Genomic DNA, 22,983 nt, shown 5'->3' on the forward strand with positions numbered 1-22,983 from the left:
TTTCCTATTTAATAGTATAGAGAAGGATAAATAGATTGGTGCAGCATTTGTTAATAGTGCGTAAACATTTTTGGGAATATTCAGAAAACTTTAAAATATACTATAAACGATAAGAACAGAAACAGCTAGAATGATTTTATGCTTTTCCTCCTATTTTTTTCATAAAATCTTAATGTTCTTGCTCTATAATCGAATTAAGGGAGTGATGGGAATGATCTCTTCTTACTTCAATGAATGGCTGGATGAATATAATGATTATATGAGATTATACACGCTTTTTGGCGACGAGTATTACCTCGAACAAGCTGGTGAAGCGTTAGCTGCGTTAAAGGCTTTGGTCCTTAGAGCTGAGCGCCATAAAAATATTCTTCGGAAAATCATGAGCGATAAGGTTCATGTTTATTAAGAATAACAAACGAAGAGCATAACGAAATTTAAAATTTAAAAGCCATCATAAGAATCCAAGTGCAGGATTAATGGTATACTGATAAGTAATGATAACGAGGAACAAGATTCTGATAGATGCTTTAGCTGCATTTTATGAGGTTTAACTCGGCATAGAAGACATGATGGAGTGATAATATGAGTAGTACAAAGGGTAAAGGCGGAACCGGCAGAGGAACGGACAAAAAAGGCTGGAATCGCTGGCAAGCAGGGGAAAAGAAGAAGTTAGCGAAAAAGGTATTTGGCAGAAACCAAGGTGCTAAAGGCGCTGAAGGTGAAAAAGGTAAAACGGACGATAAAAATACGCCTAATGCTAAAAGCGCTAACATGACTAAAGGCAGTACCGCATTTAAAGGTGGAAGCGCGGCTAAGGGCAGAAAATAGAAATAACAAAGAGCAGCCTGTGCGTGAGCCATGATGCTCTTATGAAACGAAAGACGGTTAGACAGGGAAGCTCTCTGTTTAACCGTCTTTTTCTCGTTGTCCTGCCGATATTTAAGTTTTATAATGGTACTATTGCTTGGATAAAAATGTGAATTGTATTTTTGAATAATGTTCAGCGAGGTGGCTTCATCATATGAGTGACTATCAATCCATAATGCTTCTTCTCTTCTTTATCTTTCCCGTCATGTATATGATTGACACCGCTTTAGTTATTATAAGACGAAACGCTAAGCATATTGAGAATCGTCTTGCCTTTCTTACCATTTGTTTGCTGGCGAGTATGATTTTTTTTCAATACCTCGAGCAGCTGTTATCTGCCGAGTATGCGCTGAATATTTCTGCTTATATGGTTTACCCAGCTTCTATAGCCGCTGTAAGCATGAGCGTTTTGCTTCATCTTACGGCAACAAACAGTTATCATCGGCTTTCTCGCTGGAGCACCATAGGCATAGCTTTTATACCATTTATAATGTATTTTCTGCTTCTAGCCATAAGAGGAAGAGAATATTTGCTTGAAGGGGTTCGTATAGAAGGTTTTTGGAAGCAAATCGAAGCTGCTCCGGCCATGACTGTTATTTATGGTTTTTTGGTCATGTATTCATTGCTTAATATAGCTATTTGTCTAATAGCCCATTATAAAGCGAATAATAACGTTGATCGGAAACGATTTATGGTGCTTTTTAAAGCCAATCTATTTTACCAGTTGGCAACGATCGGGGTCTTAATTGTATATACTGCTTTCTCGCCCTATGTCTATATTTCAGATTCAGTCATTTTTTTGACAACTATAATATGGAGTATTTCACTTCGTGTCTATATGAAAAATGATTTCTTGCCTTCTACATCCAAAAAATATGAGCTGCTTTATCATTTTTCCCCAACCGCCATCATTATGATCGACAAAAATATGATCATGAAGGAAGTAAATCCAGGTGCGCTTCGTATACTTGGATTTGAGAAGGAAGAGGAGCTGGAAAATCGCTCCTTATCTGAATTCATCGTTATGAACGAACGCAAAGACATGGAGGAAGCCTTTGCTGCTTCCTTTCCGAAGGATGCATGGAGAAACCGTGAGCTGACCATAGTGAATCGAAAAGGCCAGAAACGTGCGATTTTGGCTGATACGGAAATGATGGCTGAGGGTAAGGATTGGTTTTTGTTAATGGTCATTCGGGATATTACGCAGCAGCAGGAAGAGTCGCGTCTCATACATTTTTTGGCACATCACGATACATTGACTAAGCTGCCTAACCGCTATCATTTTAATCGAGAGCTGGAAGCTTCGTTGAATGCTGTGAAATCATCAAAAGCGCTGCTCGGAGTCATGCTTATCGATTTGGATCGCTTTAAGCTGATAAACGATACGCTTGGACATCAGTTTGGTGATCAGGCTTTAATTGACGTTGCTCAGCGCCTGCGCCAAAATGTGGACCATCGGCATTTGCTGGCCCGCCTGGGCGGAGATGAATTTATTATTTTAATTAAAGAAGCGGAAGAATATGATGAGATCGTATCGCTTGCCGAAAACATTCATTTAGCCTTTCAACTGCCGATTACGCTTCAAGGGCAAGATTTTTACTTAGGCGGCAGCATTGGAATTAGTGTCCATCCATTTGATGATGACAGCTCTGATGGGCTTATCAAGAGGGCAGACATTGCCATGTACAATGCGAAACATAGCGGAGGCAATCAATATCGTTTGTATACGAATGAGATGATTGCTCTAGTACAGCGGGACGTCAAGCTGGAGAAGCATCTTCGCAAAGCACTGAAACGCAAGGAATTTGTTCTCCATTATCAGCCGCAGATTAATTTGGCAAGCGGACAGCTGATAGGGGCGGAGGCGCTTATTCGCTGGCAATCGGTAGAGCTTGGCATGGTGCACCCAGGAGAATTTATCACGCTGGCAGAGCAAACGGGATTAATTAATGAAATCGGACAATGGGTTATTGCGGAAGCTTGTCAGCAGGGTAAACTGTGGCAGGAGCAAGGCTGGAATGATTTTATGCTGTCGGTGAACGTTTCGTCGAGACAATTCATGCAGCCGGATTTCGTAAACAAGGTTCAGGAGATTTTGCGCAGCAGTGGCCTTGAGCCTGATCGGTTATGCTTGGAGATTACGGAGAGCATGGTGGTTAATAATTTAAATGTAGCTAGAAAGATGCTCGATGAGCTTGTTGCTTTAGGTATACATATCGCCATTGATGATTTTGGTACAGGTTATTCCTCATTAAGTGTGCTAAGGCAGCTGCCGATTGCTATTATCAAAATTGACCGCTCCTTTATTACTGATATGGATGCCTATCAAGGTGGCTTATCCATCGTGAAGACGATTGTGTCGATGGGGCATGACCTGCAGAAGCAGGTGGTTGCTGAGGGCGTAGAAACATTGGATCAATATGAACAGCTAAAGCAGCTTGGCTGTGACAAAGCGCAGGGTTATTACTATCATAAGCCGCTCCCATTGCTAGAGTTTAATAAACTATTAATCGCTAGGTGATAGGTTCGAAAGTACATAAACGAAGGCTGCCAGCTTCAAGCTGGCAGCCTTTTTTTGGTATGTCATTAGAGCATCTCGGTATCAATAATGCGCCAGTGATGCTTAAGTGTAGCTTCCAAGGCTTCTTTATCCTTCTCGCGAAATAAGTTAAGAATTTTCCGATGCTCCGCATTTACTTGCTTTAGCACGTTTGCGAGCTTTGGTTTGTCTTCACTTGCATAGGATTGACGAATAAAGCTGTTTTTTAATGAATTCAACGTTTCAATTAATACAGGATTATCGCATTTTTTTATATAAATATCATGGAAGTTGTATTGGTCCATATGATAATCGGAAAAATACAGCTTGCTAATATCAAGATCAATTTTGTCGACAAGCCTTTCCATTTCGGTGAAGTCAGGCTGCTGAAGTAAATCAATACATAAGGTAGCAGCGAGTGCATCCAACACTCCAATAATTCGGGAAAAATCGAGTTTTTTCTTGGAATCGAAGGCTTTGACAGTGAAGCCGCGTCTAGGTAAATAATCTAGGAGATTGTCGGAGGATAGTTGAAATAATGCTTCTCTGGTAGGCGTACGGCTTATATCTAGTTTTTTGCAAATTTCAGCTTCATTAACTTTTTGATTCGGAAGTAATGTGCCATCTTGGATTTTTTGAGCGATATACTCGTAAACATGGTCTTTTAACGATTGGTATTTAGGTGATTGCATGTAGGTTCCCCTGTTCTAACTTACTTTAATGAGGTGAAGTTGTTTGCTGTATAACTTTTATATGGGTTAGAGAAATGGCTTAGTTGAATGAACATGCATTCGTACAGTAGATGATTTCACTATTTTATCATCTGATCCAGATATTAGACAAGCGTATGAATATGTCGAAAGGTGTCACAATAACTCACATAGAAATAACAATTTTTAATAGAATCATAAAAAAACATTGTAGATAGTTGAAACCGATGTTATAATTACTACCATCATATATGTATATTGTATACAGATTTAACTCCGTATTCAATTCGGGGGATTTTAGACTAAATCAGATAATGAATTGGGAGAGATGGAAATGAAAAAGAAATTATCATTGCTGCTTATTTCGGTTATGGTCGTCCTTTCGGCATGTGGTCAAAACAATAAGGAAAATACGCCAGCTGCAACGAACAATAACGCGGCAACAGATCCTCCAGCAGTAGAGAAAACAACGCTTACCCTTGGTACAAGTGCCGATTATGCACCCTTTGAGTTCCATAAGATGATAGACGGTAAAGATACGATCGTTGGTTTTGATATCGAAATTGCTAGAGAGATTGCGAAAGATATGAATGCTGAGCTCAAAATTCAAGATATGGACTTTGATGGCTTGCTGCTCGCACTTGATACAGGAAAAGTGGATATGGTTATTTCAGGTCTGACGCCTACGGAAGAACGTAAAAAGAACGTTGATTTCTCTGAAATTTATTACCTGACTAGCCAAGGCGTTTTGGTGAAAAAGGATCAAGCTGAGCAATTCAAGTCATTGGATGATTTAAAAGGTAAAAAAATCGGTATTCAAAAAGGCTCGATTCAAGAAGGCATTGCACAGGAAATCGCCGATGCGAAGCTAACGGCTTTGGCTAAAATTCCTGAACTGATTTTGGAGCTGAAGAGCGGTCGTGTAGATGCCATTATTCTTGAAAAACCAGTTGCGGATCAATATGCAGTAGCGCAAACAGATATCGCGGTATCGGACGTGAAAATTGAACAGCCTGTGGAAGAAGCGGGTGTGTCCATAGCTGTTAAAAAGGGCAATCAAGATTTGCTTAATAAAATTGATGGAACGATTGCTCGTTTGAAGGAAAGCGGTGAAATTGATCGTTATGTCGTTGAGGCCAATGAGCTGGTTGGAGAATAAAGAGCGGACGGAGTAGTTGAATATGGATTTAAACTTCGGTTTCCTGACAGAGTATTGGCAATTTTTTTTGAGAGGAGCCTTGGTCACGCTGGAGCTGTCTTTCTTCGGCGTGGCGCTCGGCACAGTGCTTGGGGTTGCCGTTGCATTAATACGAATCTCGCGCTTCTGGCCGGTTAAGTTTTTGGCCTCTACCTATATTGAGATCATTCGAGGAACCCCAATGCTCGTACAAATCTTTATTATCCATTATGGACTGACTGGATTTGGTATAAATCTGCCGCCTTTCATTTCCGGAGTGGTGGCGCTTACAATTAATAGTTCTGCCTATATGGCTGAGGTATTTCGAGCGGGAATCGAAGCGATCGACAAGGGACAGACGGAGGCGGCTCGATCCTTGGGGCTGAGCAGAGGTATGGCGCTTCGGTACATCGTGCTGCCGCAAGCCTTTCGCAATATGCTGCCGGCCATTGGCAATGAATTCATTATTATTATTAAAGACTCCTCGCTTATATCCGTCATTAGTATTGCGGAGCTAATGTACAATGCTCGGACGGTTCAGAGCGTCACCTTCTCGCCGATGGAGCCGCTGTTAGTCGCTTGTGCATTATATTTTATCATGACGTTTACATTATCCAGGCTGCTTGCTGTGCTAGAGAGGAAGTTGAGAAGCTGATGATAGTCGTAAAAGGGCTGCGCAAATCTTATGGAAAAAACGAAATATTGAAGGGGATAGACACGGTAATTCGCAAAGGCGAGGTTGTTGTTGTTATCGGACCAAGCGGATCAGGGAAAAGCACCTTTCTTCGTTGTTTGAATCGATTGGAGGAGCCGTCGGCTGGTCATATTCAGCTGAATGATTGTGAAATTATAAATAAACAGTCGGAGTTAAATCGGATTCGTCAAGAAATGGGCATGGTGTTTCAGCATTTTAATTTATTTCCGCATATGACCGTCTTGGAAAATTTAACCCTTGCTCCGCGTAAGCTAAAGAAGCTGAGCAAAGAGCAGGCAAATGTAGAAGCTGTGGAGCTGCTGCGCTTAGTGGGGCTCGAAGACAAGAAAGATGCCTATCCAGATCGTCTCTCAGGCGGACAAAAGCAGCGTGTTGCGATAGCGAGAGCGCTTGCCATGCAGCCTAGCGTAATGCTGTTTGATGAACCAACGTCAGCACTCGATCCTGAGATGGTTGGCGAGGTGCTTGAAGTCATGCGGAAGCTTGCTCAAAACGGAATGACGATGGTTATTGTAACGCATGAAATGGGTTTTGCCCGCGAGGTTGGCGATAGGCTGCTGTTTATGGATGGCGGCTGCATTGTTGAAGAGGGAGTGCCGCTGAAGGTATTCCAAAATCCTCAGCACCCGCGAACGCAAGATTTTTTGGCAAAGGTTTTATAGCAGCAAGGTCGTTTAGTTTGTAAATTCCTGGTGGTTAATAATCAATCCAGGTTTTTTTATAACAGTAATTGAATATTGTATACAAATTTGCAGGGAGTGATTTCATCGATATGACATCTACCAAATCTACAGCGGTTGTCATGGAGCAGTCGGATCGATACGGCGCACACAATTACCATCCGCTGCCTATCGTTATTTCGGAGGCTGAAGGTGTCTGGGTGAACGACCCTGAAGGCAATCGGTATATGGATATGCTCAGTGCGTACAGCGCTCTTAATCATGGTCATAGGCATCCAAAGATTATTCATGCACTTAAAGATCAAGCGGATAAAGTAACGCTCACTTCGCGAGCTTTTCACAATGATAAGCTGGGTGAGTTTTATGAAAAGCTCGTTAATTACACGGGTAAAAATAAAATTTTGGCAATGAACACGGGGGCAGAAGCAGTGGAAACCGCCATTAAGGCGGTTCGTCGCTGGGCATATCGTGAGAAAGGTGTGGAGCACGACCAAGCGGAAATTATCGTTTGTATGGGCAATTTTCATGGTCGGACGATAACGGTCACTTCCTTCTCTTCAACGGAGGAATACAAAAAGGATTTTGGACCATTTACGCCAGGCTTCAAGTTAGTTCCTTACGGTGATTTGGCTGCTCTTGAACAGGCGATTACACCAAATACAGCTGCCTTTCTCGTTGAGCCGATTCAAGGGGAGGCGGGCATCATTATTCCGCCGGAAGGATATTTGTCGGGAGCCTATGCATTGTGCAAACAAAATAATGTGCTGTTCGTGGCGGATGAAATTCAAACCGGTTTTGGACGTACAGGCAGACGCTTTGCGTGTGATTGGGAAAATGTAACGCCAGATGTTTATATTATGGGCAAAGCGCTGGGCGGCGGGGTAATGCCCATTTCGGCAATCGCCGCAAACGATACGATTTTAAACGTGTTTGAGCCTGGATCGCATGGATCTACGTTTGGCGGCAACCCGCTGGCTTGTGCCGTCTCTGCAGCAGCAATTGATGTCATTGAGGAGGAGAAGCTGGCAGAGCGTTCGGATGAACTGGGGAAATATTTTCGAGAACAATTAGCTGAAATTAGTTCACCGCATATTGTGGAAATTCGCGGTAAGGGCTTGTTTATCGGTTTGGAGCTTGATACAGCAGCTAGGCCATACTGTGAACGTCTGATGGCGAAAGGGCTATTGTGCAAAGAAACACATGACACGACCATTCGGTTCGCGCCGCCGCTCATTATAACGAAAGAAGAGATCGATTGGGCGATAGAAAGGATTGCGCTTGTGCTTCAATCCGAATAAGGGATGAATTTGCGGACGGAGACAGGTTAAGGAAGGGGATGTTCACTTTGGGAAGCATTGGGGAAGCGAATCTTAACAAGACGGGGAGGACGGATTTTATGGCGAGCAAAAAAGTGAGACTCATAAGCGTTCCGTTCTGGATGGGCGGAAGCCGCGCAGGATCGGAGCTTGGACCGGAAAGCATTATTCAATCAGGGCTAGCGCGTCAAATCAGAAGTATGGGATTTGATTTAGTTGGCAACTACGAGGTCAGCTGCCCGAGGCATGGCGTGCTTGATCCGAAGCAGCCCAAGATGAAATATTTTCCCGAAGTGAAAGAGATGAGCGGGCTAGTAGGTGAACAGGTCTATCGCGCAGTGCTTGCGGACTCCTTTCCTCTCGTATTAGGAGGGGACCATAGTGTTGCGATTGGCTCGCTAGCTGGTTTGACTGGTCATTACAATAATTTGGGTATTATCTGGTTTGATGCGCATGGCGACTTGAATACGGAGGAGACAACTCCTTCCGGAAATATGCACGGTATGCCGCTTGCGGTAGCGATGGGTCTAGGGAAGTTTAAGCTTTCCGATATACCGGGAGCTGGACAGCTCATTAAGAAAGAAAATGTAGTGATTATCGGAGCGCGTGATTTGGATCATTACGAGAAGGAGCTTATTCGCTCAGAAGGTATCGCTTGCTTCACGATGCATGACATTGACCGAATGGGCATGAAGGCAGTCATGGAGAAGGCGATTGAGATTGTGAGCAGCGGTACGGATGGTGTGCATGTAAGCTTTGATATGGATTGTATGGACCCGGCGGAAGCTATTGGTGTAGGGACGCCGGTTCCAGGCGGAATAAGCTATCGCGAAGCGCATCTAGCGCTGGAGCTGCTAGCTGAAACAGGCCGCGTAACCTCTATGGATATTGTGGAAGTAAATCCTCTGCTGGATGTAGGCATGCGTACTTCTCGGCTTGCGGTTGAGATGGCGACCTCTCTGCTTGGCAAACGAATCATATAGAATCTAGGCGGTTAGGGGACGAGGGTTCGCTATGGAAAAAATGATGAGGAGCTTTTTTCTGACTCTCGGCAAAAGCAGTCGGATTGGGAGCTTGGCGCGTAAATATGGGCTCAAGCTGGGAGCTAGCCGATTTGTAGCTGGGGTTGAGATAAGCAGCGCCATTGAAGCGGTCAAGAAGCTTAATAAACAAGGAAAAATGGCAACTTTAGATCATATTAGGTGAATTTATTCGAGGCAAGGAAGAGGCAGCTCATTCCGCAAATATGTGCTTGCGCACGCTAAAGGCAATTGCTGCTTCTAATGCAAATGCGAACTTATCATTAAAGCTTACAAGCTTAGGACTGGATCTAGACAGCAAGCTGTGCGAGGAGCATATGAGAACGATATTGGATGCCGCTGCGAAAATGAACATTTTTGTTCGAATCGATATGGAAGATTACTCTCACTGCCAGCCTGCTCTTGATCTATATAAGAGGCTGCGAGAGTCATATGACCAAGTAGGTATCGTTATTCAAGCTTATTTGTTTCGCTCGGAGCAGGATGTTTATGAGCTAGGACTTAATCGTGCCAACCTAAGATTGGTGAAGGGCGCTTATAAAGAAGCTGAAGAGGTTGCCTATCCGCAGAAAACGGATGTCGATCAATCATTTGAGAGATTAATAAAGATGCATTTGCAGAGCGGCAGCTACACGGGGATAGCGACCCATGATCGCGCCATCATTGAGACCGCAAAAAGGTTCATCAAAAAGCAGGGAATTCCAGTGGAGCAATTCGAGTTCCAAATGCTTTATGGCATTTGCGAGGAGCTGCAGGATGAACTCGTTCGTGATGGTTATAGAGTAAGAATCTATGTCCCTTACGGTGAAGATTGGTTTGGTTATTTCATGCGAAGACTGGCAGAACGACCTGATAACGTTTGGTTTGTACTGAAAAATATGTGGAAGTAGAGGGGAATGACAATGAGAGAATGGAATGTAACGCCATTTGTTACTGAACCGATGACTGATTTTGGCAATGCTGAGAACCGCGCTGCCTTTCTGGAAGCAATTGCTCATGTGAGAACCGAATTAGGCAAGCAATACCCGCTGCATATTGGAGGTCATGCCGTTCATACCTCTGATTATATCGTATCGCGCAACCCGGCAAAGTCGGATGAAGTAGTAGGTGAAGTGGCAAAAGCGAGCCAAGAATTAGCTGAACAGGCGATGAAATCAGCGCTTGCTGCTTTTGAAACGTGGAAACATACATCGGTATGGACACGGGCGAGCTGCTTGATGAAAGCCGCAGCGCTCATGCGGGAGCGGAAGCACTATTTTTCGGCGTGGCTCGTAATTGAGTCAGGTAAAAACTGGGCAGAAGCCGATGCGGATACGGCAGAAGCGATTGATTTTATGGATTATTATGCACGTGAAATGTTGAAATTAGCGGAAACCAATGAGCTTAAGCCGCTGGTTAAGCTAGCAGGTGAAGACAATCGGCTGACTTATATTCCGCTGGGCGTCGGGATTGTTATTCCGCCTTGGAATTTCCCGCTGGCAATATGCGCTGGGATGGCTAGTGCCTCTATTGTTGCAGGCAACACGATTATTATGAAACCTGCATCTACAACTCCGATTATTGCTTACAAGTTCTATGAGCTGATGGTAGAGGCGGGGATGCCTGCTGATGTTATTCAGTATTTGCCGGGAAGCGGTGCAGAAATCGGCGACTACTTGACTAGCCATCCAAAGACTAGATTCATTAGCTTCACAGGCTCGAAGGAAATAGGGCTGCGTATTAATAGGCTGGCTGCTGAACAAGCGCCGGGACAAATATGGATGAAGCGAGTTGTTGCGGAAATGGGCGGGAAAGACGGTATTGTCGTGGATGAAACGGCCAATATCGATGCTGCTGCTGATGCTATTGTAGCTTCTGCATTTGGGTTTCAAGGACAGAAATGCTCGGCAGGCTCAAGAGCCATTGTTGTAGCGGATGTGTATGATGAGCTAATTGAAAAAGTGAAAGAAAGAACGAGCAAGCTTGTTATGGGTTCCCCGGAAGAGAATGCGGCAATCGGGCCTGTTATTGATAAAGCTTCTTTTGACAAGATTTTGAATGCCATTGAGAGAGGCAAGAGTGAAGGTAGATTAATAGCAGGCGGCGGAAAAGGAATAGAGAGCGGCTATTTCATAGAGCCAACGGTATTTGCTGATGTTGCTCCAAAAGATTCGTTAATGCAAGAAGAGATATTCGGGCCTGTATTAGCCATTGCTAAGGCGAAGGATTGGCAGGAGGCTATTCATATTTACAATGATACGGAGTTTGGTCTGACAGGAGCTTTTTTCTCGGCAGAAGAGGATCGTATTCAAGCAGCGCTGCAGGAAATGCATTGCGGCAATCTATATATTAACCGTAAATGTACGGGAGCATTAGTAGGCGTTCATCCCTTTGGGGGATTTAATATGTCAGGTACAGATTCAAAGGCTGGCGGACATGATTATATGCTATTGTTCACGCAAGCTAAACTTACGTCTATTAAACTATGAATGAATAATGGTCGGTATTCTTAAGAATTGATGTTATATAAAATAACATAAAAGAATGATTTTTATCGAATTTTAATCGAATATCTGAAAATATCATTGTCTATATGAAATGTTGATGTTACACTATCTCACGTAAAGAAGTATATTGTATACAAATTTTGACGCTTTACCCACATATACATAAGGCGCACCCTAGATTAAGTCAAAATTGATTAACGCAAAAGCGGAATGGGAGTGATGAGTATAGCATTGTCAATCTATAGTTTGGCTGCACTCTGTTTATTGGATTAATTGCTAGACAAAAAAGGAGGAAGAACATGTCTAAGAAGATTATCTCTCAAAAGCTTCTCGCACTCATGCTTTCCTTAATGCTCATTTTCTCTATCATTGCTCCCGGTGCTGCATATGCGCGGGAAGGTGCCGATACAGGTTCGGTTCCTGCTGAGGAGACTGCAGTCGCTCCAGAAACAACGGGGCTGGAAGAAACTTCGGATACGGAGCCGCTGATCGTCTCTGCACTTGCTGAGCCGGAAGATTCGGTTGGTAAAAGTGCTTATGATTATCTTAATTATATGGCGACCACAATCGGTGCTCGTGTTGCGGGTACAGCGAAAGAGGTTGAAGCCGGAAATTATGTAAAGGCTGAATTTGAAAAACTAGGCCTTAATACTGCGGTACAGCCGTTCAGCTATACTCGCGGTGGGACAACGGTTAATTCAAATAACATCGTAGCGACTAAAGTAGGAACCTCGCCAAAGGTAGTAATCGTAGGCGCGCATTATGACTCTGTCAATGCAGGCAAAGGCGCTGATGATAATGCATCAGGTGTAGCGGTTATGCTGGAATCAGCGAAAGCAGTGTCCGAGCTAGCTACGCCGTATACGATTAAATTCATTGCGTTTGGCGCGGAAGAGCAAGGACTTAGAGGTTCTCAATATTATGTGTCTCAAATGACTGCTCAAGATAAGAAAAACACAGTTGCGATGATTAACCTCGACAGTGTGGCTGTCGGCGACAATATGTATATTTATGGCAGCAGTGGTTCAAAAGGTTTTGTTCGTGACCTAGGCCTTAGCATTGCTGACCGTCTTGGTCTCTCCCTTATAACTAATCCAGGTGAAAATCCTAAGTATCCAGCTGGTACAACAGGAGACTGGAGCGATCATGCGCCATTCTCGAAAGCAGGTATTCCTTACGCCTACTTGGAAGCGACGAACTGGAGCCTTGGCGACAAGGATGGTTATACGCAAACTACACTGGATGGAGAGATATGGCACACAGCAAAAGATACTCTTGATTATATCGAGTCTGCTTATCCGGGAAGAATCCAAGAGCATTTAACGACATTTACAAAAGTGCTAACAGGCATTCTTCTTGAAGTACAAGAGCTTCAACTAAGCAAAGATAAAGCATCCATAACAGAAAAAAGAACGATTGACGTTTCATTCGAATTGCCGGCAGGCGTAGCGCTTGCAGATCTGAAATGGAGCTATGGCGAGAAACCTCTGACCGAATGGAAAAAGTGGGGCACGAACTCGTATTCGGGAGACCCATTCATCTATTTGGAAGGGACACCAGTGCTGGATGGAACGACGGTTAAAGCGCAAGTTACGTTCGACCTTATTTACAACACAACAAACTTGTCTGGTGCTCACCGTTCCAGATACCCGGCAATGCTTGGTACTCGTGATTTTGCTGTTCTAGATCAGAAAGGCCGCACCATTGCGACAGCACCTATTAAGCTTAATGTTTATGACAGCTATCATTCGTATGATGAAATTAAACCAGAGATTGATGCGATTACAGCAGAAATTAATGCGAAAAATAATCGCTATGTCGAAACACAGGTTCTTGGCCAATCCGTGCAGGGAAGAAACATTTATTTTACGATTTTGGCAAAGGACAAAGCGTCTGTAGACAAATACTTAAATGAAACGATGCCTGCTATGATGAATGATCCGAAGGGCTTGCAGGATAAAATCAAAAATGGCACGTTCACCGACTATAAAGTTCCAGTATGGCTTAACAATATCCATCCGGATGAAGCGCCTGGCGTTGACGTTATTCTTAACTTCTTCCGGGAAATGGGGATGAAGGATAACATCACGTTTAATACGAACGAGGATGCTGCTAATCCGCTGCCCGTTACGTTAAACGTAAATGATGCGCTTGAAAATGCTATTTTCCTAATGAATTTTACGGAAAATCCGGATGGACGTTCATTGAATACGCGGGCAAATGCCAACTCGTTTGACTTGAACCGCGATAATTCCTATCAAACACAGCCCGAAACAAAAATCGTAACGAAAGAAATTGCCAAATGGTCACCGCTTTCCTTCTTGGATATGCACGGTTTCGTAGGCAGCTTCCTGATCGAGCCGTGTACGCCGCCGCATGATCCGAACTTCGAGTACGATCTATTGATTGGAAGCATGCTCGAGCAAGCGAATGCGATGGGTAAAGCAGGTATTGCTAACACCAAATATACAAGCTACGAAATTCCGTATGAATCTCATCAAAACAACAATGGACCTAATAAATCAGGCTGGGACGATGCATCTCCTGCGTATACAGCTGTTTATGCGATGCACCATGGTGCATTAGGTCACACGCTGGAAATACCAGAGCTTAACGAGGATTCAACGACTGCACTTTTCTATGCGAGCGTTGCAGCAACCAAGTATGTAGTAGAAAACAAAGAAAAATTGTTTTTGAACCAGCTTGAAGTTTATAAGCGCGGAGTCGAGAATACAGACAGCCGTACCGTTGATAAATATTTGACGAATGCTGCTGACCAAGTCATTGGCAKACCGCGCGGTGCAGAAACTAATTTCTTCCCAGACTATTATGTTCTTCCTGTAGCAAGCGAATTGCAAAAAAACCGCCTAGCAACATATGAAATGGTTCAGTACTTGCTGAGCAATGGCGTGAAAGTCGAACAAACCACAACACCTGTGACGATTGGCGAGGTTGTTTATCCAATTGGCTCTTACGTTGTCAACATGAAGCAAGCGAAGAGGGGTTATGCTAACCTCGTCTTGTATGATGGCTTTGATGTATCGGATTTCTCTGAAATGTATGCGGAAATCGTTCAAAGCTTTGCTGATATGAGAGGTTTTGATCGTTATGTGGTTCGTCAGGATGGAGCCTTCTCCGGTAAAACGACGAGCGTTACTGGAGTCGTAATCCCAGAGACGACCATTCCAGGCGACGCAGAACAGTATGTCATTAGAAATACAAGCAATGCGGCCATTAAAGCAGTAAATGAATTGCTTGCAGCTAAGAAAGCAGTAACGATGCTGAGCAAAGGTGCTGCAGGTTATGAATTAGGAGATTTCCTCGTTTCCAAAGCGGATCTCCAGTCTATTTCCAAAAAATATTTGTTAGATGTTATTGCCTTTGACAGTAAGAACAGCAAAGAAGGGCCGCTGCTGAAATTAACGACGGTATCCGCAACAGGAGTCCCTGCTTTTGTTCTAAAAGATTTGGGCTTCCCTGTGACAACGGATATGGCGGCAAGCGATGTACTTATTAACACAAGCGGACAAGCAAGCACGAACCTGATTGGTGAGGGCAAGCCTTATATTGGATTCGGAAGATCAGCAATGAACACAATGAAGGGTTCGACGCTGCTGCCAGGATTCGATTTCGCAACGACAGGAAGCTCTCATGAAGGCTTGTTCAAAACAGAGCTGGATCAAACGCATTTGATTACGGCTGCGTACGATGCAAAAGAATTCTTCTACACGGCATCGGGTTCATGGATCACTTCTACTCCTGCAAATGCGAAGGTGTTGGCAACGGCAAGTACAGATGCTGACTTCTTTAAAGCAGGCTGGTGGCCTGGAAATGATAAAGTAAAAGGTAAAACGATTGGCTTCACCTACAAAAAAGGCAAAATTAATGTCACGTTATTTGCGAATGATTTGCTGAACAGAGCACATCCGCAAAAGCAATTCAGAGTGGTGGCTAATGCAATATTTACAGCGGCATTTGCTGAGGAGACGGGACCTGTTGTAACACCGGACCCAGGCACCGGCGGACCAGGTCCAGTTGTAACACCAACGCCAACACCGACTCCTAAACCTACGCCAACGCCAGTTGACGTTCCTGAGTTTAAAGATTTAGGAGCTGTCGAGGCATGGGCTGGAGACGCAATTAAGGAGTTGGCTGGAAAAGGCATTATTACAGGTATTAGCAGCACATCATTTGCACCGCTTAAACAAGTAACGCGAGCTGAGTTTTTGACGATGCTTGTTCGCGCTTATCAATTAGCGGATGCGACTGCCACGGCAGACTTCAGTGATGTGAAAACGTCGGATTGGTACTACGCTTCAGTAGCTGCAGCGGTGAAAGCAGGACTGGCTCAAGGTGTAGGAGAGGGCAAATTCGATCCTAACCGACCGATTACACGTGAGGAAATGGCTATTATGGCTGCGAACGCCTTGAAGCTCATCAATAAGGATGCAGCAGCAAGTGACGTAGAGGGTGCCTTAAGTAAATTTAGCGACCAAGCTAAAATGGCATCGTATGCGAAAGAAGCGATTGCCCTTCTGACAGAACAAGGCGTGATCAACGGCATGACGGACGGCTCCTATGCTCCAAAAGGCATAGCTAACAGAGCGCAAGCAGCCGTTATCATTAGCAAGCTCCTTAAGAAAAATTAAATTAAAGCAATAGATAAAGGGCTGCCAGCGGCAGCCCTTTTATTTAAAGCTTTTTTATGAAGTACATATTGCCTCACAGAAAACGCAAGGAGGACGGCATAGATGAAATTGAATATTGGGAGCAAACGTAAATTAACGATAGCCAATAAGATTTACGGCAGTTTTTTTGCTGCAATTGTTTTTATTATGCTTCTATTATGCTTTATTTTTTATAATCTCAATAACCTTAATAGATCCTATAATGAGCTTATTAACAATAATGTAGCCGTCCTTATGAATATGGAGTCTATTCAAAGAAATGCCGTTCAGCTCAATAGCAGCTTTAGCGATTACTTATTGAATAAAAATAAAGACATGTTAAAAGAAATGGATGCGGTAAGTGCGGATATTGTTAGTCAAGCAAAGGCAGCACAAGCTTTGATACAAAATGAGGAAGATATTAAAGCGCTTGACGCCCTTCTGGGATGGAACAATCAATACATGGAACGGATAGCAGCGTTTAACGATGTGGAGCAGTTAAAAGCCACTTCTTATGCCAACACACGCGTTTTCCCTTTGGCCAAGCTAATTCGCACTAATGCGATTAAACTCGCTCAAAAACAAGAGAACGTTATGTCGGAAAAGGTACTGGCAAACGATAGGGAAGTTAATCAGTCAAATATTTCTATGATTATCGGAAGTATCCTCCTTATTGCGGTGACGCTGCTGCTTGGTACACTGCTTTCTAGAAATATTTCCATGCCCATTAGACGTTTGTCTGGATTAGCTGTGGCCGTAGCCAGCGGTGATTTGCGCAGCACGCCTCTTCACATTCGAAATAAAGATGAAATCGGTTCATTAGCAGACTCGTTTGATAGTATGAGGAGCGGTTTGCAGGAGATGATAGAGCAGGTCAATCAGGCTGCGAAGCAGCTGGCAGCAAGCTCTGAGGAGATGCGTGAAGGAGCCAAACAAACCTCAGCAGCTACGTATTACATCGTTGAATCGACGCAGCTGGTTGCTGCATCAGCAGAGGAGCAGCTGCAAGGTTCAGAAGCAATTTCAACAGCGATGGAGGACATTGTCGAAGCAATTAGAAGTATAGCATCCGCGGTAACTGTGATTTCGGAAACGTCAGAGCAAGCCATTCTTATCGTAGATGGAGGACATTCCTACATGGAGCTTGCCACCCAAGACATGAGCAGCATTGATCAAATCGTCGATGAAACTGCGAATTCCATGGAAAATGTGAAGGAAAGCGTGCAGCACATCGAGAACATCGTAGCATTAATTGCATCCATTTCGGGCCAGACTCGGCTGCTTGCATTAAATGCAACCATTGAAGCAGCAAGGGCAGGGGAACATGGCTTAGGGTTTGCTGTAGTAGCGGAAGAGGTTAGAAACTTAGCGAAACAATCGGAAGAAGCGTCAAAAAAAGCGTCTAAGCTGCTCGGCACTGTACGCAGCAATACAATGCAGGCTGTTTCTATGATGGATAAAGGGAAAAATGAAGTGAAAAAGGGAAAGCGTTCATTGATCGAGACAAGCAGTCAATTTCAGCTTATCCGCAGTTCAGTGAGTGAGGTAGCGAGCCAAATTCAAGAGATTGCTGCGTCATCCATACAAATATCTACAGGCTCGCAAAACATTGCTGCTTCCACTTCAGCCAGCGCGAAGCAGGCTAATGAATCATCAGCATTGACGCAAAGCGTATCTGCAGCAACCGAAGAGCAGCTTGCGTACATGGAGGAAATAACAGCATCTGCAACAACGCTTCATGCTGCAGCAGGTGATTTGCAAAGCCATGTCTCTAAGTTCAGAATGGTATAACTGGTTGAAAGCCCCGAGCGAACCGCTTGGGGTTTCTTGCTGTCGTCCTTTTTATTTCTGGACACAGCGGCATACGCCCAAACCCAAATCAGCTCCTTGGCATAGGCTGTTATCATCACATGAAATCAAGGAGCTTAATCCGAATGCCAAAAACGACAACAAAACCGGAGATAACCGAATTATCGTCTGATGATCTTGCTATATGGGCTGCAGTTATATTAGTCATTGGCGATTTATTTGGATTGTTTGCCGTCATAAAAGCAAAAGAGGAAAAGGAAGAGCTGCTTTAAACCTTTGACCATGATGATTCAGCTTATCACATAAAAGTATTCTAAAAATTTCAATATAAAGGAGAAAAGTTGATGGCAGATAAAAAAGAGATTAAGTCTGAAGAACTGGCCAAGCTTTCAGCATCGCTTTCAGCCGTTGGTTATGGATTAATCCTGCTTTCGCTTGAGAGGGCAGATCAGGAAAACCTGGAGCGCAAGGGGAAGGGAAATGAGAAGATGTCAGCAGCAGTAAATCGGTTATATCGACGTTTCAATGGATAAAGAGAGCGGGGATGAAGGGTGAACATAATCTCTCCTTCAATGATTACGTAAACAGCCCCTCGCATATCGCAAGGGGCTGTTTGCATGCTGCTTACAAAATTAACTCAAGCCATTGTTCTTTCGTTACCGGACCGAAATAGAAGGGCAGATCAATATCAGCTGTAAGCTGCTTTAGAGCGGAAGCTTCATAACGAATGCCGATCAGTTTCTGAGCAACTTCATTGCTGTCGCCACGGCCAAAAAAGTCTCCGTAAATAGCAGCGTTCACAATCAATCCTTCTTCAACCTGAAGGCGAACATCAAAGGTGCCAACTCCTTCGATTCGTTTCTTCTGCTGTACATTAAAGGATGGAGAACGGCCATAGTTCCATTCCCAGCTGCGGTAGCGCTCTTCCGCCAGCTTGTGTATATTTTGCCAGTCCTGTTCAGATAACTCGTAGAACGGAATTTCAGCAGATTGCTCAAAGATGGATTGAAGCAGTCTTTGCCTAAATTGCTCTATCGTCATAGGCTCCTTCAAAAACTCTGTAATATTCGCCACGCGGCTGCGGATCGACTTCGTTGACTTCGATACATATTTCTCAGCATTTGCCTTTAGCGCAGATACAACATTTTCGATTTCAGAATTAAACAGCAGCGTTCCATGGCTGAACATTTTGCCCTTCGTCGAAAATTGCGCATTGCCGGATATTTTTCGCTCGCCAACCTGTAGATCATTTCGGCCGGTCATTTCGGCGTCTACACCCAGCTCTTGAAGCGCACGTACAACGGGCTCGGTGAACTTCTTGAAATTGTGAAAGGACTTACCGTCATCCTTCATAATAAAGCTGAAATTCAAGTTGCCGAGATCGTGGTAGACGGCTCCCCCTCCAGAGAGTCTGCGGACGACGTGAAGCCCACTGCTCTCGACGTAATCTGCATTAACTTCCTCGACGGTATTTTGGTTCTTGCCAATGATGATGGATGGCTCATTTATGTAGAAAAGCAAGTAGTCATCGTTGTCAGGCAATGAACGCAATATATATTCCTCTAATGCCAAATTAAGCGTTGGGTCGGTGATGCCATTATTGCTTACAAAACGCATGATCTTTGTCCTCCTATGCTGTAGCTCATATTGGCATTATACCTGTACGTCCTATTCCTTATCAAATGAAAGGTTCGTACTCAATGGGTACAACCTATGCATAAGCTGAAATAATTCGTATAATCGAATGAGGAAAAAAGCTTGATGCAGAGGTGAAGCAAATGGAAGCGAAATTTTGTATGTCATGCGGTCATGAGCTCGAAACCCGTGACGTTGACGGTACGATGAGGCGGGCTTGTACGAGCTGCAGCTTCGTTCATTGGGGAAATTATAGCATTGGTGTCGGAGCACTGGTCGTAAAGGATGAGAAAATTTTGCTCGTTCGCCGAGCGCAAGAGCCTGGAAAAGGTAAATGGACGAATCCGGGCGGTTATATTGAGCAGCTGGAGGCCATTCAAGACACGATTGAGCGAGAGGTTATGGAAGAGTGCGGCGTGCAAGCAATCGTTAAAAACGTCGTAGCACTGCGTGATCAGCCGAGAAATATACATAATCTGTACGTAGCATTTGAGATGGAATATGTGAGCGGAGAGCCTACCCCGGATTTTGTGGAGGTTGACGCTGCCGGTTTCTTCACCTTGCAGGAGCTGGAAGCAATGGATGTTGCCAGCTTTACACAGTGGCTGGTTGATGTTGCTTTCCATGGACAATCACAGGGACTCAAGATAGATAGGTCGCCTGTCGTGCCTTTGAACGGTTATGGATTATTTCGAGTATAAAATATAGCTATTAACCAGATTTATCCTGTTATTTATAGTAGAGACCTTCCTTGCGGAAGGTCTCTTTTTTTTGCGAATTAGAACACCCAGTATACCCAATACGATAATAGAATCAACGTGAATATAACGGTAATCGGAATGACGATTGAAGTTACCTTCAAATATTGGACCCAGCTAATTGGAACTCCGCCTTTACGTACGATATGCATCCACATAAGCGTTGCCAGTGTGCCAATTGGCAATAGGAGCGAACCGATGTCACTGCCGATGACACTAGCGAGATAAGCAATTTTTAACGTCAGAGGATCAAGGCCCATATTCATTAGTGTAATCGTACCGACCATAAGTGCGGGATGGTTGTTGAATAAATTGGAGAGTACGCTTAAAAGTCCGCCCATGAGGACGCTGGCGTGAACCAGGCTTCCAGATATGAGAGGCTGCATAAGATGAATAAGCCAATCCGTTAAACCGATGTTGTTAAGGCCATAAATGATCACATACATGCTGAAAGCGAATATGAGTATATACCAAGGTGTTTTTTTGAGCATGTCCGCCGGTGAAATTTTTAAGTGGTACCAACGCCAGCCTAGCAGAAGAGCAGATCCGATAACAGCCATTGCAGCGACGGGGAAGTGGATGTAGGAAGCGACAAAGAGGCTGATACGAACACAGAATACAAAAATAAGAATATTGCGCATGAAGCGGTTGCGGTTCTCTTTAGGCAAGGTTTCCTTTAACGGATGGCTGCCGGGCATAAGATTCCACCTGGAAGCGGGAGGAAGTGTTTTTGGAAGTGTGCGATAGAAGACGGCAAACAGCAGGAGCGACAAGAGGACAAGTCCAAGCGAAGCGGGTACGAACATCATGGCGGTATGCATGTAGAGATCCATATGAACGATTTTTAACGCAATTAAATTGACGATATTGCTTACGCCGATAGGGGCACTAGATGCCGTTGCGATTAATGCGCCAGATAAGAGATAAGGTATTTTTTGATGTTTTTTTAGTCCCATATTTTGCAGCAAGAGCAGTAATATGGGCGTTGTAATTAAGATGCTTCCGTCGTTGTTTACAAAAAGCGTCATGAGAAAGCAAAATAAGTTTGTTAGCCAAAACAAACGAATGCCGGAGCCGCGTGCTTTTTTGGTGAGCAGCTCGGCTGCCCAGTAGAAAAAACCGAAGCTTTCTAAAACAATGGCCATAACGATAGTAGCAATAATGGTGACCGCAGCCCCGCTTATCGTTTCGGTTATTTGACCGAGATCGGAAAGCGAGACGCTTCCGCTAAGAAGAACGACTGCAGCTCCGATTGTTGCGGGTATCGCTTCATTGACCTGCGGTCGCCAGAAGATGAAGCTGATTGTTAGAAGGAACGCGGAAATGGTCATAATGATCATTAAGTCATGCATGCTTTAACCTCTTTTCAGTTTTGAACCCTTTTTTTGCTTTATTGTGCAGCACTCCTTTTCTAGATAGAACCTTAGGCTACTTGGAAAACTAGCATTCTAGCAAAGCTAGAGATCCTCCTTTCTCTTATTTATTTTGTATCTATGTAGTGTAAGTATACGTACATGATAGAGTGTTCGTACTGGTCAATATCCCTATCTCTATCAAAATCTGCTAGTATCAATTGAAGATATTTGCCCCATAATGATAGATAGCTTCTATGGATTAAAGCCCAAAAAAACCCTCCTAACGATGGTCGTTTGGAGGGTTTTTAGTCGCTCTTCCATACTTGCTTAAAATATTGAGTAGGAGAGAGGCCGACATATTTTTTGAATACTTTGCTGAAATGATAGGGATCGTTGATCCCGACTAGATAACCGATTTCTCCTATGCTGAGCGGCGTCGTTTCAATCAATTGTTTCGCTTGGTTTACTCGAACCGCGTTGATGTACCGAATGATCGATTGGCCGGTAACGAGCTTAAAGGCACGGTTTAAATAATCATAGTTGCCTTCAAATGCAAGCTCAATGTCTTTGCCGGTTATTTTGCTCTGATAGTTTTGATGGATATAATCGAGCAGCGCGTTAACCTTAACAACCGACTTCGAATGAATTCGGTCGTTGCGCTTCAGCTCATCCATAAAATATTCACGTGAGAGCTCAACGAGCCATTGCATAAATTGAAAAGCAGTTAGGCTTCTATTGTAATACCTGCGCATATAGAGCTTCTGCATTTCATTTAATGCATGCAGGATGAGATTAAATCTGGTTTTATCAGAAATCGTATGGTATTTGGGGAAGTAGCAGTGATTTGGATGGATTCCATTAACGGTAGGCTTATGCTCAATAAACGGAGACTGGTCATGCTCAACAATAAAGTAATTGGCTAAAGCCAGCATATCATCCCTATACACAGCTTTAATATCTGAATGCTCAAAGTGAATGTAATAGTAATCGCAAACATGCTTTGCAGTTCCTTCATGATTCAAATTGGGCTCAAGAATAAGCAAGTCACCTTTACGCAGAACATAATGATTTTTCTCCTCTTTAATATGGAGTTCTCCACTTCTGATGAAATAGAGCACATACTCATTTATATTTCGTTTGAAATGAATCCACGGGCTTTTGTAAGCAATAAACCCCATAATTTTAATGCGAGGCACTAAATCCATGTTCATGGACAGCAATAGTTATGA

General features: G+C 43.7%; 17 protein-coding genes and 2 pseudogenes. 15 read left to right on the forward strand and 4 right to left on the reverse strand.

Annotated features, from left to right (window positions below; translation table 11 throughout):
- The first annotated feature begins 202 nt into the window (after positions 1-202).
- The 3 genes and pseudogenes from AC1DM9_RS27545 (at position 203) to AC1DM9_RS27555 (ending at position 3,388) form a co-directional block, all read left to right on the forward strand.
- Positions 203-406: a hypothetical protein gene (locus AC1DM9_RS27545; protein ID WP_477583263.1), complete on the forward strand. Its 204-nt coding sequence runs from the start codon at positions 203-205 to the stop codon at positions 404-406.
- Between the two features lie 176 nt (positions 407-582).
- Positions 583-667: pseudogene (locus tag AC1DM9_RS27550) on the forward strand (DUF3934 family protein); the annotation flags it as partial.
- Between the two features lie 354 nt (positions 668-1,021).
- Positions 1,022-3,388: a putative bifunctional diguanylate cyclase/phosphodiesterase gene (locus tag AC1DM9_RS27555; RefSeq protein WP_477583265.1), complete on the forward strand. Its 2,367-nt coding sequence runs from the start codon at positions 1,022-1,024 to the stop codon at positions 3,386-3,388.
- A gap of 65 nt (positions 3,389-3,453) precedes the next feature.
- Here AC1DM9_RS27555 and AC1DM9_RS27560 read toward each other — a convergent pair whose 3' ends face one another.
- Positions 3,454-4,098 (reverse strand): GntR family transcriptional regulator, encoded by a 645-nt coding sequence (locus AC1DM9_RS27560; protein ID WP_477583267.1) that lies wholly within the window; start codon positions 4,096-4,098, stop codon positions 3,454-3,456.
- Positions 4,099-4,450: 352 nt separating this feature from the next.
- Between AC1DM9_RS27560 and AC1DM9_RS27565 the strand changes: the two genes are divergently transcribed.
- From AC1DM9_RS27565 to AC1DM9_RS27615, 11 genes and pseudogenes are all read left to right on the forward strand, one after another.
- Entirely contained in the window at positions 4,451-5,275 is an 825-nt protein-coding gene (locus AC1DM9_RS27565; RefSeq protein WP_477583269.1) for a transporter substrate-binding domain-containing protein, read from the forward strand.
- Positions 5,276-5,297: 22 nt separating this feature from the next.
- Positions 5,298-5,948: an amino acid ABC transporter permease gene (locus tag AC1DM9_RS27570; RefSeq protein WP_477509999.1), complete on the forward strand. Its 651-nt coding sequence runs from the start codon at positions 5,298-5,300 to the stop codon at positions 5,946-5,948.
- Positions 5,948-6,670 carry an amino acid ABC transporter ATP-binding protein gene (locus tag AC1DM9_RS27575; protein WP_477510000.1) on the forward strand — a complete coding sequence of 241 codons (723 nt, stop codon included), beginning with the start codon at positions 5,948-5,950 and terminating at the stop codon, positions 6,668-6,670. The genes AC1DM9_RS27570 and AC1DM9_RS27575 overlap by 1 nt, the downstream gene beginning before the upstream one ends.
- A gap of 110 nt (positions 6,671-6,780) precedes the next feature.
- Positions 6,781-7,986: an ornithine--oxo-acid transaminase gene (locus AC1DM9_RS27580; RefSeq protein WP_477510001.1), complete on the forward strand. Its 1,206-nt coding sequence runs from the start codon at positions 6,781-6,783 to the stop codon at positions 7,984-7,986.
- A gap of 98 nt (positions 7,987-8,084) precedes the next feature.
- On the forward strand, positions 8,085-8,987 hold the full coding sequence (gene rocF, locus AC1DM9_RS27585) for an arginase (RefSeq protein ID WP_477510002.1): 903 nt from the start codon (positions 8,085-8,087) through the stop codon (positions 8,985-8,987).
- 31 nt (positions 8,988-9,018) lie between these two features.
- A pseudogene (locus AC1DM9_RS27590) lies at positions 9,019-9,934 on the forward strand (proline dehydrogenase family protein).
- A gap of 12 nt (positions 9,935-9,946) precedes the next feature.
- Positions 9,947-11,512 (forward strand): L-glutamate gamma-semialdehyde dehydrogenase, encoded by a 1,566-nt coding sequence (gene pruA, locus AC1DM9_RS27595; protein WP_477583272.1) that lies wholly within the window; start codon positions 9,947-9,949, stop codon positions 11,510-11,512.
- 317 nt (positions 11,513-11,829) lie between these two features.
- Positions 11,830-16,179, forward strand: a complete 4,350-nt coding sequence (locus tag AC1DM9_RS27600) for a M20/M25/M40 family metallo-hydrolase (protein WP_477583274.1) — start codon at positions 11,830-11,832, stop codon at positions 16,177-16,179.
- 102 nt (positions 16,180-16,281) lie between these two features.
- Positions 16,282-17,988, forward strand: a complete 1,707-nt coding sequence (locus AC1DM9_RS27605) for a methyl-accepting chemotaxis protein (protein WP_477510006.1) — start codon at positions 16,282-16,284, stop codon at positions 17,986-17,988.
- A 143-nt stretch (positions 17,989-18,131) separates the two neighbouring features.
- A complete protein-coding gene (locus AC1DM9_RS27610; RefSeq protein ID WP_179089894.1) occupies positions 18,132-18,278 on the forward strand; it encodes a hypothetical protein in 147 nt (48 codons plus the stop codon).
- Positions 18,279-18,350: 72 nt separating this feature from the next.
- Entirely contained in the window at positions 18,351-18,539 is a 189-nt protein-coding gene (locus AC1DM9_RS27615; RefSeq protein ID WP_477583277.1) for a hypothetical protein, read from the forward strand.
- 91 nt (positions 18,540-18,630) lie between these two features.
- Here AC1DM9_RS27615 and AC1DM9_RS27620 read toward each other — a convergent pair whose 3' ends face one another.
- On the reverse strand, positions 18,631-19,623 hold the full coding sequence (locus AC1DM9_RS27620) for a lipoate--protein ligase (RefSeq protein WP_477551742.1): 993 nt from the start codon (positions 19,621-19,623) through the stop codon (positions 18,631-18,633).
- 161 nt (positions 19,624-19,784) lie between these two features.
- Here AC1DM9_RS27620 and AC1DM9_RS27625 point away from each other — a divergent pair, with 161 nt between their 5' ends.
- Entirely contained in the window at positions 19,785-20,342 is a 558-nt protein-coding gene (locus tag AC1DM9_RS27625; protein WP_477510008.1) for an NUDIX domain-containing protein, read from the forward strand.
- A gap of 77 nt (positions 20,343-20,419) precedes the next feature.
- On the opposite strand, the gene AC1DM9_RS27630 is transcribed toward AC1DM9_RS27625, so the two are convergent.
- Positions 20,420-21,751 carry an ArsB/NhaD family transporter gene (locus AC1DM9_RS27630; protein WP_477510009.1) on the reverse strand — a complete coding sequence of 444 codons (1,332 nt, stop codon included), beginning with the start codon at positions 21,749-21,751 and terminating at the stop codon, positions 20,420-20,422.
- A gap of 308 nt (positions 21,752-22,059) precedes the next feature.
- On the reverse strand, positions 22,060-22,965 hold the full coding sequence (locus AC1DM9_RS27635) for an AraC family transcriptional regulator (protein ID WP_477510052.1): 906 nt from the start codon (positions 22,963-22,965) through the stop codon (positions 22,060-22,062).
- Positions 22,966-22,983: the final 18 nt, after the last annotated feature.

This window comes from Paenibacillus sp. 01T431, assembly GCF_056398625.1.